Annotated in this window: 12 protein-coding genes; 6 read left to right on the top strand and 6 right to left on the bottom strand. The window is 42.4% G+C overall.

Annotated features, from left to right (window positions below; genetic code table 11):
• The first annotated feature begins 70 nt into the window (after nt 1-70).
• Complete coding sequence (locus ACWM1W_RS09115) at nt 71-2,542, top strand: LPS-assembly protein LptD (RefSeq protein ID WP_448765156.1); 2,472 nt, start codon at nt 71-73, stop codon at nt 2,540-2,542.
• Nucleotides 2,542-3,849 carry a peptidylprolyl isomerase gene (locus ACWM1W_RS09120; RefSeq protein WP_104425945.1) on the top strand — a complete coding sequence of 436 codons (1,308 nt, stop codon included), beginning with the start codon at nt 2,542-2,544 and terminating at the stop codon, nt 3,847-3,849. Before ACWM1W_RS09115 ends, ACWM1W_RS09120 begins: the two co-directional genes overlap by 1 nt.
• Nucleotides 3,850-3,950: 101 nt before the next feature.
• Here the strand turns inward: ACWM1W_RS09120 and hfq are convergent, their stop codons facing one another.
• The 4 genes from hfq to tsaE form a co-directional block, all read right to left on the bottom strand.
• Nucleotides 3,951-4,475, bottom strand: a complete 525-nt coding sequence (gene hfq / locus ACWM1W_RS09125; protein WP_104425944.1) for an RNA chaperone Hfq — start codon at nt 4,473-4,475, stop codon at nt 3,951-3,953.
• A gap of 91 nt (nt 4,476-4,566) precedes the next feature.
• Nucleotides 4,567-5,511, bottom strand: coding sequence for a tRNA (adenosine(37)-N6)-dimethylallyltransferase MiaA (miaA, locus tag ACWM1W_RS09130; RefSeq protein ID WP_104425943.1), 945 nt, complete (start codon nt 5,509-5,511; stop codon nt 4,567-4,569).
• A 6-nt stretch (nt 5,512-5,517) separates the two neighbouring features.
• Nucleotides 5,518-7,488 (bottom strand): DNA mismatch repair endonuclease MutL, encoded by a 1,971-nt coding sequence (gene mutL / locus ACWM1W_RS09135; protein ID WP_104425942.1) that lies wholly within the window; start codon nt 7,486-7,488, stop codon nt 5,518-5,520.
• Entirely contained in the window at nt 7,481-7,957 is a 477-nt protein-coding gene (tsaE, locus tag ACWM1W_RS09140) for a tRNA (adenosine(37)-N6)-threonylcarbamoyltransferase complex ATPase subunit type 1 TsaE (protein ID WP_104425941.1), read from the bottom strand. The genes mutL and tsaE overlap by 8 nt, the downstream gene beginning before the upstream one ends.
• Before the next feature lie 129 nt (nt 7,958-8,086).
• On the opposite strand from tsaE, the gene ACWM1W_RS09145 reads away from it, so the two are divergent.
• From ACWM1W_RS09145 to ACWM1W_RS09155, 3 genes are all read left to right on the top strand, one after another.
• Entirely contained in the window at nt 8,087-8,995 is a 909-nt protein-coding gene (locus ACWM1W_RS09145) for an RluA family pseudouridine synthase (RefSeq protein WP_104425940.1), read from the top strand.
• Nucleotides 8,996-9,108: 113 nt separating this feature from the next.
• On the top strand, nt 9,109-9,456 hold the full coding sequence (locus tag ACWM1W_RS09150) for a type II toxin-antitoxin system RelB/DinJ family antitoxin (RefSeq protein WP_004784032.1): 348 nt from the start codon (nt 9,109-9,111) through the stop codon (nt 9,454-9,456).
• A 99-nt stretch (nt 9,457-9,555) separates the two neighbouring features.
• Complete coding sequence (locus tag ACWM1W_RS09155; RefSeq protein WP_104425939.1) at nt 9,556-9,999, top strand: GNAT family N-acetyltransferase; 444 nt, start codon at nt 9,556-9,558, stop codon at nt 9,997-9,999.
• A 10-nt stretch (nt 10,000-10,009) separates the two neighbouring features.
• Here ACWM1W_RS09155 and ACWM1W_RS09160 read toward each other — a convergent pair whose 3' ends face one another.
• Nucleotides 10,010-10,717 carry a pseudouridine synthase gene (locus ACWM1W_RS09160; RefSeq protein WP_104425938.1) on the bottom strand — a complete coding sequence of 236 codons (708 nt, stop codon included), beginning with the start codon at nt 10,715-10,717 and terminating at the stop codon, nt 10,010-10,012.
• 137 nt (nt 10,718-10,854) lie between these two features.
• Between ACWM1W_RS09160 and ACWM1W_RS09165 the strand changes: the two genes are divergently transcribed.
• The gene (locus ACWM1W_RS09165; RefSeq protein WP_034170593.1) at nt 10,855-11,307 is read left to right on the top strand and encodes a DUF441 domain-containing protein; all 453 of its coding nucleotides are present in this window, start codon (nt 10,855-10,857) and stop codon (nt 11,305-11,307) included.
• Nucleotides 11,308-11,516: 209 nt separating this feature from the next.
• Here ACWM1W_RS09165 and ACWM1W_RS09170 read toward each other — a convergent pair whose 3' ends face one another.
• Complete coding sequence (locus tag ACWM1W_RS09170; protein WP_104425937.1) at nt 11,517-13,232, bottom strand: AAA family ATPase; 1,716 nt, start codon at nt 13,230-13,232, stop codon at nt 11,517-11,519.
• Nucleotides 13,233-13,304: the final 72 nt, after the last annotated feature.

A 13,304-nucleotide genomic window follows, 5' to 3' on the forward strand; every position in this document is an offset into this window, starting at 1 on the left:
CTTATCAACTTTTTCTCTATGATGCGACAATAATTAATTGCGATAAAAGCATGATTGGTTAATGAGACAAATGAAGCATCACTTTAAAATAAACCCTCTAGCGACTGCGATCTTAACCCTTTTATGTAGTAGCTCGGTCTCAAGCTATGCTGCATCAAATGACTCATCCAATGTAAATGCGGAACAACTTAAACAGCGCATTAATGAGACCTATCCCGGTGAAGCATTCTTCTCACAATATTATGTGGATAAATCTTCGCCAGAAGCACAGCAGCGTCAAGGTAAATACCTCAGTTCAGCCTATTGTGAGGGCGCCTGGGTCACTCCTATTGCACCTGATGCACCGACGATTGACCCTGAACAGGCAACTTCAACCATTACTGCAGACTATGGTCATTATAATCCGGCCGGGGATTCCTACTTAGAAGGCAATGTGATCATTGATCAGGAAGGTCGCCAGATTCGTGCGGAACGCGTGACGATTGATCAGACTCAAACCTATGCTAAGGCAGAAGGTCAAGTCCAATTGGCCCAAGGTGGCTTGATTTCGCAAAGCGATGATATCAATTACAACCTGAAAACCCAGCAAGGTGACTTAAACAATAGTTTCTTCATTGCCGAAGAACAACATGCGCATGGTCGTGCTGAAAAGATTGCCAAAACCTCTGACGATACGTTTGAACTGGAAAATGCCACCTATTCCACCTGTCCACCTGAACAAAAGCCGACCTGGAAAATTCAGGCAGATCAAATCAAGCTGAATCAGGAAACCGGTCGTGGTGAAACCCGTAATACCAAGCTCTATGTGAAAGATGTTCCGGTACTGGCTGTTCCTTATTTTAACTTCCCAATCGATGATCGCCGTACCACAGGGATTCTGACGCCAACTTTCGGATTTACCAATGATGGGGGTCTGGAATTGGGTATGCCGGTTTATCTTAACCTGGCACCACAATATGATGCGACCATTACGCCACGTTATATTAGTGACCGTGGTGCGATGCTGGATGGCGAGTTTCGTTATCTAACAGAAAACTATGGTGAAGGCCGGATTTGGGGTGGCTACCTGCCATCTGATGAAAGTTATAGCAATAAAGACCGTAAAGACCTACACTTCCTGCATAACTGGCAAATCAACGATCAGTTCTCAACAAATCTTGAATATAATTACGCATCAGACAAGGACTTTTTTGCCGATCTGGATAATAACCCAGATTCAAAAACAGACCTGAACTTGCGCCGTGCTTGGGAAGTTAATTATAAAAATGGTATCCCCGGCTTAAAAGCTCAGTTTAAAGTTGAAGATTTCCAGACGCTTGATCCTGCCGTTCTGGATGAGGACCGCCCTTATGCGCGTTTGCCGCAGCTTTTGGTGAATTATAAGACCGGTAACCCACTGGGTTTACAATACGAATTTAATAACGATACGGCTTATTTCCAGAAAGACATCAGAAATACTGAAAATATTGATACCGGTGATGAAGCCATCTATCAACCAAGTGGTACACGCATCTATAATGATTTCTCGGTACGCTATAATCACTTTACCCCTTGGTCATTCTTCATTCCTCAGGCGACATTACGCAATATCAATACTTTCTATGATCAAGATACTATTGATCGTATTAATAATAATCAAACCAGCTCATCAAGTGAAAATCATTCTATCGTAGTGCCACAATTTACGCTGGACACCGGTTTAATTTTTGAAAAAGATGGTCGCTATTTACAGACCTTGACGCCTCGCCTGTTTTACGCTTATTCACCATATGAAAATCAGCGCAATCAGCCAAACTTTGACTCTGTCGTAGCCTCAATTAATTATGATCAATTATTTAGTGCACGCCGCTTCTATGGTAATGACCGCTTAGAAGACAATAACTTCGCTTCTTTAGGTCTTAGTTACAGTTTATTTAATGAAGAAGGTTTAGAGCGATTACGCGCCAGTGTGGGACAAAGTTTCTTCTTTGAAGATCGCCGTGTCACATTAGATCGTGAAGCAGATAAATTTGATCGTGAAAGCCATACTGGTCCAGTTATTCAGCTTAGAAGTCAGTTAAACAAAAACGTGCATGTCAACCTAAATTCTAGCTGGATGTCGAATGGCTCCAATGCCCAGCGTGATGTACAGGTTTATTATACGGGCGATCAGGGCAATCTATATAACGTAGGCTATTTCTATCGTAAAGATATTCCAAACCGCCAGGAAAGTTATGATCAGGTGGTTGGCTCATTTATCCAGCCAATTGCCAATAACTGGCGTCTGGTCGGCCATGCACAATTTGACCTGGACAATAGTGTCGCACGTGAATATTTACTTGGCGTAAACTATGAGTCATGCTGTTGGGGAGTATCTGTCTATGGCCGCTCATACTACAATGACCTAGACGATATCAATGACCCGGATGTGAAAGCGAAACGTGCAGTGATGGCTGAAGTAACGCTTAAAGGTCTTGGCGGGTTAAGCAACAAGCTAACCTCATTACTAGAAAATCGTATTCTAGGTTTTAACAATATCAATCAAACTTGGACAGAACGTTAATGAAGACAAAACAGTTAAAACAAATTTTTAAAGCGACCGCACTTGCGCTATGTCTTTCTTCAGCGATGACGACTTTTGCTGTTGCCCAACCTAAAGATGAAGTTGTAGCTGTTGTCGACAATAGCGCTATTCTGCGTAGTGATCTGGCACAAAGCGTTGCTGAAATTTCTCACCAGTTGCAAAAGCAAAACAAGCCTGTTCCACCGCAACCTTATCTTGAACAACAAGCACTTGAACAGCTAATTGTACGTCAGGCTCAACTGGAACAGGTTAAACGCTACAATATTCGTCCAGATGAAAAATCTTTAAATGAAGCAGTGCTTAAAGTAGCACGTGATTCAGGCTCCCCTAGCTTGGAAGCTTTCCAGCAAAAACTGGATGCTATCGCGCCGAATACGTATGCCTCTTTACGTAACCGTATTGCAGAAGATCTAGCACTTAGCCGTTTACGTCAGCAAGCAGTAAATTCACGTATTCAAATCAGTGATCAAGATGTTAAAAACTTCCTGAATACACCACAAGGTCAAGCTTTGTTAGGTAGCCAGGTACATGTTCTGCATTTACGTATAACCGGAGAAAATGCTCAACAGATTGCTGCGCAAGTAAGAAATGATTTAAGCAGCAGCAATGATATTCAGGCGATCAGCAAAAAATATTCAACTGGCGATATTAAAGTAGATGCATCTGATATGGGTGTTCGAAACCTATCAGAAATTCCAGGCGAACTCGCTGCACGTGTTTCTACTTTGCAAGCGGGTCAAACATCTGAGCTAATTCCTGCGGCAGATGGCGTGCATGTCCTGAAACTTTTAGAGCGTAAAGATGGTGAACAAAAAGCACTGGTACCTCAATACCAGACTCGTCATATTCTGATTCAAACATCAGAAGTGGTTAGCCCGGAAAATGCTAAGCAGATGATTGATAGCTTGTATACGCGTCTTAAGCAAGGTGAAGATTTTGCAGTATTGGCGTCTACTTTCTCTAATGACACAGGTTCAGCGCGTGATGGCGGCAGTTTAGGCTGGGTCAGCCCAGGTGTCATGGTACCTGAATTTGAACAGCGTATGAAAAGTACGGCAGTAGGTCAGATTAGTGAACCATTCCAGTCACAATTTGGCTGGCATATCCTGCAAGTGACCGATACACGTCAACAGGATATGACTCAGGAATATCAGGAACGTATGGCCCGCCAGATTCTGGGTGAACGCCAGTTTGATGCTGAGCTAGATAGCTGGTTACGTGAAACCCGTAGCAATGCCTATGTAGAAATTAAAGATCCACAGCTAGATCCTAAACGCGCTCGTTAATTTAAGAGAAGAAAAGCCAGCATTATGCTGGCTTTTTTAATGACTTAATTCTTTAAATAATAAAAAGCCTCTTATTAAGAGGCTTTCTATTTCAGATCCGATTAACGATTGTTTTCGTCGTCAGAAGAATCTTCAAATTTTGAATCGTTGTCAAAACCTGCGCCTTGACCACCAAAGCCAGCGCCTTGACCACCAAAGCCAGCACCTTGACCACCGAAGCCACCTTGACCACCGAAGCCACCTTGACCACCGAAGCCGCCTTGACCACCGAAGCCACTTTGACCACCGAAGCCAGCACCTTGACCGCCGAAGCCACCTTGACCGCCAAAGCCACCAGCAGCGCCTTGACCACCGAAGCCACCCGCGCCACCTTGACCACCGAAGCCCGCACCTTGTGGACCAGCAGGAGCACCAGCTGGACGAGGATTACGTGCAGGTACTACTGTAGAAATCGCGTGTTTGTAAACCATTTGGCTTACTGTATTTTTTAATAATACAACGTATTGGTCAAAAGACTCGATGTGACCTTGTAATTTGATACCGTTTACTAGGAAGATAGAAACTGGAATACGTTCCTTACGGAGAGAATTCAAGAATGGATCTTGTAAAGTTTGACCTTTAGACATGTTATAACTCCAAAAATTTAAAAATCAGCGCAAAAAACTATCTCTATTTTTCAATTAAAAATTATAAAAAAGATAGTACTCAAATTTTGCTTTATCCGTGACAGTTTCGCAAGTCTTCTTGGGCCTGCTCGAGCGTAAAATATGTTGTAAATTTATGCTTTTCTTGCAAAGATCTCAACCAGGTATATTGACGTTTGGCAAGTTGTCGTGTCGCAAATAAAGCCTTATCCTCCATTTCCTGTTGTTTTTCATGACTTAGGTCACCTTTTTTTAAGAATTCTATGGCTTGGCGGTAACCTACTGAACGCATTGAGGGTAAATTTTCGTCAAAATCGTATTTTCCCATTAATCCTTTAACTTCATTTAAAAATCCGTTTTTCCACATAATTTCAAGACGTTTTTCAATACGCTTATGCAATTCTAACCGATCAGGCATTAAGGCATAATTATAGAAACTGTAACGATATGGTAAATTTTTTGGTTGTTCTGCTTGTAGTTTTGTAATCGGCTCACCTGTTAGCTTAAAAACCTCTAATGCGCGGATAATTCTCTGTTTATCACTCACTTTAAATTTCTGACCCGCCAAGGGATCTACCTGACATAATTTAGCATACACCGCTTCCCACCCTTCACGAGCTGCTTTCTCTTCAATCTGGGCACGCACCGCGTAATCTGCGCTTGGTAAATTATCAGACAAGCCTTCAAGTAAGGCCTTAAAATACAGCATGGTGCCACCCACCAGAATTGGAGTTTTACCACGTGCATGAATATCATCAATCAGACGGCAAGCATCTTCGACAAAGTTTGCTGCAGAATAGACTTCGAGCGGACTAATAATATCGATTAAATGATGCGGATAGCGCTCTAACTCGTCTTTAGAAGGTTTCGCTGTACCAATGTCCATTTCCCGATAGACCAGCGCAGAATCGACAGAAATCAGCTCAAAATGACCTTGCTCGTATAGTTCACATGCCAAAGCAGTTTTACCGCTTGCAGTTGGTCCCATTAAATTGATGACCGGCAGTTGATTGGACATGTAAGGTTACTCTCCCCGAGCAAAAAGTTTATCAAGTTGAGACAATGGAAATGCTCGCCAGGTTGGACGACCATGATTACATTGGCTCGCAAATTCAGTTTGTTCCATCTGACGCAGCAAAGCGTTCATTTCAGACAGACTCAACATTCGATGTGCACGTACCGCACCATGACAGGCCATACCTGCAAGAATCTGATCACGTTTTTGCATTAACCCCTGTCCCTGATCATTCGGATCCAGATCATTCAGTAATTCAAGGATCAAGGCATCAAAATCAGCCTTATATAAAATGGCCGGTACGCCTCGCACAATGACCTGTTCATCACCATACTGGTCAATTTCCAGACCTAAACGAGCAAGTTGATCTTTGAGTTCGTCAACACGCATGGCTTGCATACGACTAATGCTCACCACTTTAGGAATCAGCAATTGCTGGGATATCCAGAATTCCGGTTTATCCCAAGCCATTTTCATCTGTTGCAGCAGAATACGCTCATGCGCCGCATGCATATCTACGATGATTAAGCCTTCGGTATTTTGCGCTAGTATATAAATACCATGCAGCTGGGCGATCGCAATCCCTAAAGGATGCTCATCCACTTTACTATGTAAATGTGACTGTAATGCATTCGATGCTGAATGACTAGTTTCTGCTTCAGTTTCTCTTAAAGGAGCGAGATAACTTTTCAAGGCATTATTCAGCTGCTGTGAACCCGAATATGACTTACTGTAATCCTGTGCATAATGCACAGTTTGTGGACCAGATGATTCAAAATCCGTTAACACATCAGAAGCTTCTTCTTCACGCTGATGATATGGATATGTGGCGGGAATAACTGGTTGAGTGACTACGGACTGATGCAGGCTAAACTGCTCCTGATAGCGTGGCTGAGGTGTAATTGCAACAACTTCAGACTCAGTTTTCATGGCCTCAGCCAGATCAGCGGTCGCAGTCTGGAATTGTGCCAGGGTTTCCTTGGCATAGTGACGTACAAATTCATGTACTTCACGCTGGTTCAGGAAACGAATTTCATGTTTGGTCGGATGCACATTCACATCGATACTTTCTGGATCGATTTCCAGAAAAAGTAAATAAGCGGCATGCTGATGCCCATGCAGGATACCATCATAAGCCATACGCAGAGCGTGCGAAATGGTCTTGTCCTTAACGATCCGGCCATTCACATAGACATATTGCAGATCGGCTTGAGCCCGTGCATCCGAAGGATGTCCGAGCCAGCCAGATAAACGCATATTGATACTATCTGCATCAATCCAGTAAGCATTTTCAGTAAACTGACGGCCAAGTAATTGTTGCACACGTTGAAAACGCAAAGCACCACTATCTGCGACCGGCAAATTCAGCTTGATGGTTTGGTTATGTTCCAATACAAAGCGAATATCGAAATGCGTTAAAGCCATACGGCGGACAATTTCTTCGATATGTCCAAATTCAGTGCCGGGCTTTTTTAGAAATTTGCGCCGCGCCGGAACATTGAAGAATAAATCCTGCACCCGGATCTGGGTACCTTTGGATGCTGCGACCGGTTGAATGTCTTGATGATCAAAAGCCGTACCGTTCACTTCGACCTGATAGCCGATACCATCTTCATTCTGGCTACTCGTTAGAGTCAAACGAGACACTGCAGCAATTGAAGCCAATGCTTCACCACGAAAGCCCAAGCTGGTAATCGCATGCAACTCTTCAGCTGTTTGAATCTTACTGGTTGCGTGACGCATCACGGCCAATGGCAAATCCTCATGATGAATGCCTCGGCCATTATCAATGATTTCAATCAGCGTACTGCCGCCCTGTTCCACCCGGATGATCAGCTCGGTTGCACCCGCATCAATCGAGTTTTCCAGCAACTCCTTGACCACAGATGCAGGACGTTCAATCACCTCACCTGCGGCAATCTGGTTCGCCAGCGCAGGATTAAGTGCACGGATACGGCGTATGCTTAGATCATCAACCATTTGGGAATTCACGCTCCAAAGCTTGCTGTAAGGCCAGATTAGAAGAAATCAGACTTGCAGTACGGGTCAGCTCATCTTCTGATTTTAAAATTTCAATAATTAAATCGGCTTGTGGGATTTCATCGCCACCCTTAGAAGGCCATTCAAATAAAAATAGCGCATTGGGAGTTTCTAAATAATCCCGAATTCCCATCAATTCAAGTTCATAAGGGTCATTGAGACGATATAAATCAAAATGAAAGATATCCTGACCATTCACCTGATAGGGCTCCACCAGTGTATAAGTCGGACTTTTTACTGAGCCTTTATGACCGAGTTGTTGTAAGTAATAACGCGTCAGCGTGGTTTTCCCCGCACCCAAGTCACCAATCAGATATATAACGCCCGCAGAAAAATTATTTGCCAGAACTTTGGCCAGATTTTGGGTGTCATCTTCATGTTTTAAAGTGACATTAAATGAATAAGGCATATTACTCACGACATGATGAAAAAGAATAATTATGATAGCATCGCAACGCTTTAAAAGCCTATTCACCTCTGTGAGAAACTGTATTTTTTCACAGCATCCGTTCCAGACCAGAGATAGATCCACGTTGTGATGACTTCGACTGTTGAATTTAACCCACCCATGCTAAATGGGGTTACGGCAAGTAAAGTATTCCTGCAAGCGACCTCAGATTCACCCAATACAGTCTATGCCTATCTCTGTGCACAATTTCCACATATTGAGTCAAGCGAATGGCAATCCCGTTTCAATAATGGTCTGGTTTATGATGCTCAGGGCAATACCTTAAGCATCGAAAGTTCTTTTCAAGCGAATACTCATTGTTTTTATTATCGTTTTTTGGCACACGAAGTGCATGTTCCTTTTCAGCATCAGATTTTATTTGAGAATGAGCATCTGCTGGTCGTAGATAAACCTCATTTTCTGACCATGAGTCCTACTGGGCAATATGTACAGGAAACCTTGCTGGTACGCCTAAAACAGCAAACTGGAAATGAACATCTTACTCCGATTCATCGATTGGATCGTGAAACGGCAGGTGTGGTGCTGATTTCAAAATGTGTGCAATCGCGTGGGGTTTATCAGCAAATGTTTGCGACTCGGCAAGTACAGAAAACTTATCATGCGATTGCGGCTTATCGTGATGATTTAAGTTTTCCTCTCATCACAAAGCTGAAAATGGAAAAAGGCCAGCCCTTTTATACCATGCAGGTGGTAGAAGGAGAACCTAATAGCGAAACCGAAATTCAACTGCTACAACATGATCAACAATGGGGCAAATATGAGCTAAAACCGCATACAGGAAAGCAACATCAGTTAAGGGTACATTTAAGTCATTTGGGAATTCCGATCCAGAATGATCCTTTTTATCCGCAGGTTTGCCATAAGGCGGGGGATGATTTTTCTACACCGTTACAGCTACTGGCCAAACACATTCAGTTTACGGACCCAGTTACCCAAAAGCAGATGCAATTTAGCTCTGAACTTGAATTGACACTGTAAATCTCTTGTCATTACAGATTATTTTCTAAAAACGGCAATTTGACGATTGAAATCCCGAAGTTATCTATTAGAATAAGGCGAAAAGTTAAGTAATTTAAAGCTTTGAAAATATTATGAGAAAAACTGAAGTTTATCAAATTCGCCTGGATTCCCAAGAAAAGAAACAGGCATTTGCAGTATTTAAACAATTGGGGATTACGCCGGCTCAGGCAGTTCGTCTTTTTTTTAAACAGGTGGTTCTGACCAAATCAATCCCCTTCTCGATTGAAAATCAGAATATTAATCTGGAACAGCTGATCAAGTTACGCAAGCAGAAACAGAATGAACTTAAGGCAGAACAAACCTCAAGTCCAAGTACTACAGCGATTCCAGCAGATCATCAGGAGATGAATCTGGATGATGATCATTTTGATTTATTTGAAGAACTGAATGCCATTTTAGGTGAGAGCGACAAAATTTAACATTGTTGCATTTACGAACAATTCTTAAGTTTCTCTCCTTTCAAACTTCGCTATGCTTGATGTTAATGATAAATAATAAAATTAACATGGAGTAAGCCGATGATCGTGCGACGTGCCCAGTCAGAAGATATACCTAACCTGGCCGTTTTATTTGATGAGTACCGTCAATTTTATGGTACTTCTTCCAATCTGGATTTATCTTACGAGTTTTTGAAACAGCGTTTTGAAGATGGTCAAACTGTCATTTTTATCAACACTAAAGATGAGATTTTTACCGGATTTATTCTGCTGTATTTAAGATTTTCCTCAGTCGCATGTTCTACTTATTATGTGCTGGACGATGTCTATATTAGTCCGCCTTATCGCCGGCATGGTGCAGCCAAGCAACTGGTTGACACTGCTATCTTGTTTGCCCGACATGAAAATGCGCTTCGAATCAGCCTGGAAACGCAAAAAACCAATTATCAGTCACATAAACTTTATGAGTCACTTGGATTTATTCAGGATAATGAATTTGTGACGTTCCATTGTTTCCTGAAATAAATCCCAGACTTTATTCGGTACGGAATTTTGCCTGTGCCACTTGTTCTGCGTCCAGATAGGTCCATTCCCCTATTGCCAGTTCATTCAAGGCCAATGCACCAATCTGGGCACGATGCAGCTGCTCCACTTTATTACCAACAGCTGCCAGCATACGTTTCACCTGATGATAAACCCCTTGATGAATGGTTATTTGCAGACGATTTTCATCTAGACGAACAATATCTGTAGCAGCAAAGGTGCCTTTTTCATTTCTCAATTCCACACCCTGTTCAAGCTGTTGAATCTGCTCATCTGTCACGGGATCGGTAGTAGTCATCTGATAGACTTTCGCCACATGTTTTTTAGGATGGGTCAACGCTTGTAGAAACTGACCATCATCCGTCAGCAATAACAATCCGGTGGTGTCCTGATCGAGACGACCTACACATTGAATTCCACGGTTTAACAGGATGTCATCAAACAGATCAAATACACTGAAATGATGTGTGGTCTGATGTGAGCACTCATAATCTTGTGGCTTGTTGAGCACAATATATACTTTTTCCCGATAGCGATACTCATGACCATAGACGCTAAAAGTCAGATCTTGCAGATTCAGCTTATGCTTGGGGTTATCGATGAGTTCGCCTTGAATCGAAACAGCACCATTTTTAATCAGTTGCTGACAATGTTTTCGTGAGCCGAAACCTTGTGATTGCAACATTTTTTCCAATAGCATCTGTCTGAACCTGTTTAAACGAACAATAGGCGCATTCTATACCGAAAACTAACTAGATTCAGTTCTTATAAGGCTTTCTCCCTTTAAATGGCTAAAAAGCCTATAATCCTGTGACTTTTCATTTTTCCTATCTCCTTATGTCCCAATTTGATCTGAATCTGCTTGTTCTTCTGGTTCTACTGGCTTGCGGTATTTTTAGTCATAATACTGCTGTGACCATTGCTGCGGCCGTGTTGATCATATTAAAAATCACGCCTCTCAATGAACTCTTACCTTATGTACAGCAACATGGCCTAAATATCGGGATTATTATTTTAACCATTGGTGTATTGGCTCCAATTGCTAGCGGAAAAATTCCCGGTGACAGTATTCTGAAATCTTTTCTTAGCTGGAAATCTTTACTGGCAATTGCAATCGGTCTATTTGTTGCCTGGCTTGGTGGACGCGGAGTGAAACTGATGTCGAGTCAGCCTGATGTCGTTGCAGGTCTATTAATTGGTACGGTCGCAGGTGTGGCGGTACTTCGTGGTGTCCCAGTCGGGCCATTAATTGCAGCCGGGATTTTATCGTTATTGATTGGAACGCAATAAGTCTTTAACCATGATTGTGCAATATTCTTAAAAATTAATATTCTAAAATTAAGAACTACATAGTATTAAATCACATGATCAGCGACATGGATGTCGCTCGTTGGATTGATGTACAGGATGTACCTTCAATCCAACAAAAGATTTTTGTTACTTTTGATCTTTCAAAAGTAAAAGCTCAGGTTAAATACTAAAATTTAAAAACCCAAATTTTATTCCACAAACAGCAAAGCCAAACGCACCTGATCATAACCCATACGCGGACTGGTCAGTTCCACGATCGGACGTAATTTAATACTGCCATCATCATTAAAATGATCTGAATTTTGACGTTTGGTTAGACGTTTATAAATCTTACGGACTTGTTCAACAACTTCCTCACCCGGATGAGCTACTGAGATATCAAGACCTTGCTCTTTATGCAAACGTCCGAGATGGTTAATGATGGTTGCTGGTGTCAAGCCACGTTCAGTTGCAATATCGGAAATCTCATACCCTTCTTCAAACAGTTCACGGGTTTCATCCAAGGTTGCAGTCGCATAGTTTTGCTTACCACCATTTTTGGCAATTTTCTTCTCATTACGCTGGATCTCAACTTCGTTCAAAGTGCCACCACAATGGCGGATAAAGGCCTTATGCTGTACAGTCAAATCCACGTTTTCAAAATTCGCTTCTGCTTCATCTGACAGTTCCTGAAAACGGCGATCAGCCTTAATGGCAAGACTATCAAGTTCCAGAGCCTGTTCATTAAAGCCTTTCAAGCGTAGACCATTTAAGCTTTTTAAACGGGATAATGCTACATAGCCCTGACCTTTTTCAAAGGTATGACTCAGGTCAATCTCAGCAGCTTCTAGCGTCATGCCTTGAGACTTATGAATGGTAATCGCCCAAGCCAAACGTAGTGGAATCTGCTGGAAACTGGCAATAGTTTTACCTGCTTCATTATCTACCGACCAGGTTTCAGGCTCTACAATTAATGTAGTTCCATCTGTCAGTTTAACTTTTGGCAGAATGCCATGCTCATCATCATCTTCAAAGCCGATCACTTCACCCAAGCTGCCGTTGATATAACCCATATCAAAGTTGTTTTTCACGAACATGACCTTGGCATGTTTTTTCAGGGTTAAGGCTTCGGGTGCTCGGACTGAAGACTTTAAGGCTTCAATCAGTTTTTCATTACCATCACATTGCGCATCAAACTGGCGGGGATCCTGATCAATTTCATTCAGATGCTTAAAGTTAATGCTGTCGACATCCATATTGTGGGTATAGAGACGTGTATAGGTATCGCCAATGTCCTGCTGACGTGTACCCTGTAGCGCTGAACGATGTTCAGGTGAAATGGCCTGTGCACGAATGGCATTCAGAATATCATTTAGATAGTCATTGCCCTGACGGTGCTGTTCAGTCAAGTAACAGACACGGAACTTGGCTTCAACCCAGGCATCCGACATAAAGCAGAATTTATCGCGGTTACGCTCATCATTTTTCCCAACGGGCGGCAACTGGAAAAAGTCCCCTGCTACAATGACCTGAATCCCACCAAAAGCTTCATCACTTTCCTTGAAATATTTCAGCACCTGATTGACCAGATTGAGCTGCTTGGCATGCAGCATGGAAATTTCATCAATGATCAGGACTTGCGCATTTTCCAAGTGTTCTTTCAGGTATTTACGCTCTTTCATGCGCTTCAGATCTTCTTCAGACAAAAAGTCTTTGATCCCGATTCCTGCCCAGGTATGAATGGTCATGCCATTCATATGCGTTGCCGCAATACCAGTCGATGCAGTAATGGCAACCGACACCTTACGGGCTTTCAGATAATTGATATATTGATTAAGCGTATAAGTTTTCCCTGCACCCGCAGAACCGGTTAAAAAGACATTTTCCCCTGCTTTTAAGAGCTTAAGTGCAGTTTCCTGTTTCATAAAAGAGATACCGTAAAAGAACGGCTATAGCCTAACGATTTTTGCCGGAAAAGTTAAGCTTCACGGACAGAA

It is taken from the genome of Acinetobacter sp. TW_SC_4, assembly GCF_054861205.1.

What these genes read in the sequence shown, in the direction of transcription:
- ACWM1W_RS09115 (WP_448765156.1), top strand. Translation starts at nt 71, where the DNA reads ATGAAGCATCACTTTAAAATAAACCCTCTAGCGACTGCGATCTTAACC.
- ACWM1W_RS09120 (WP_104425945.1), top strand. Translation starts at nt 2,542, where the DNA reads ATGAAGACAAAACAGTTAAAACAAATTTTTAAAGCGACCGCACTTGCG.
- hfq (WP_104425944.1), bottom strand. Translation starts at nt 4,475, where the DNA reads ATGTCTAAAGGTCAAACTTTACAAGATCCATTCTTGAATTCTCTCCGT.
- miaA (WP_104425943.1), bottom strand. Translation starts at nt 5,511, where the DNA reads ATGTCCAATCAACTGCCGGTCATCAATTTAATGGGACCAACTGCAAGC.
- mutL (WP_104425942.1), bottom strand. Translation starts at nt 7,488, where the DNA reads ATGGTTGATGATCTAAGCATACGCCGTATCCGTGCACTTAATCCTGCG.
- tsaE (WP_104425941.1), bottom strand. Translation starts at nt 7,957, where the DNA reads ATGCCTTATTCATTTAATGTCACTTTAAAACATGAAGATGACACCCAA.
- ACWM1W_RS09145 (WP_104425940.1), top strand. Translation starts at nt 8,087, where the DNA reads ATGACTTCGACTGTTGAATTTAACCCACCCATGCTAAATGGGGTTACG.
- ACWM1W_RS09150 (WP_004784032.1), top strand. Translation starts at nt 9,109, where the DNA reads ATGAGAAAAACTGAAGTTTATCAAATTCGCCTGGATTCCCAAGAAAAG.
- ACWM1W_RS09155 (WP_104425939.1), top strand. Translation starts at nt 9,556, where the DNA reads ATGATCGTGCGACGTGCCCAGTCAGAAGATATACCTAACCTGGCCGTT.
- ACWM1W_RS09160 (WP_104425938.1), bottom strand. Translation starts at nt 10,717, where the DNA reads ATGCTATTGGAAAAAATGTTGCAATCACAAGGTTTCGGCTCACGAAAA.
- ACWM1W_RS09165 (WP_034170593.1), top strand. Translation starts at nt 10,855, where the DNA reads ATGTCCCAATTTGATCTGAATCTGCTTGTTCTTCTGGTTCTACTGGCT.
- ACWM1W_RS09170 (WP_104425937.1), bottom strand. Translation starts at nt 13,232, where the DNA reads ATGAAACAGGAAACTGCACTTAAGCTCTTAAAAGCAGGGGAAAATGTC.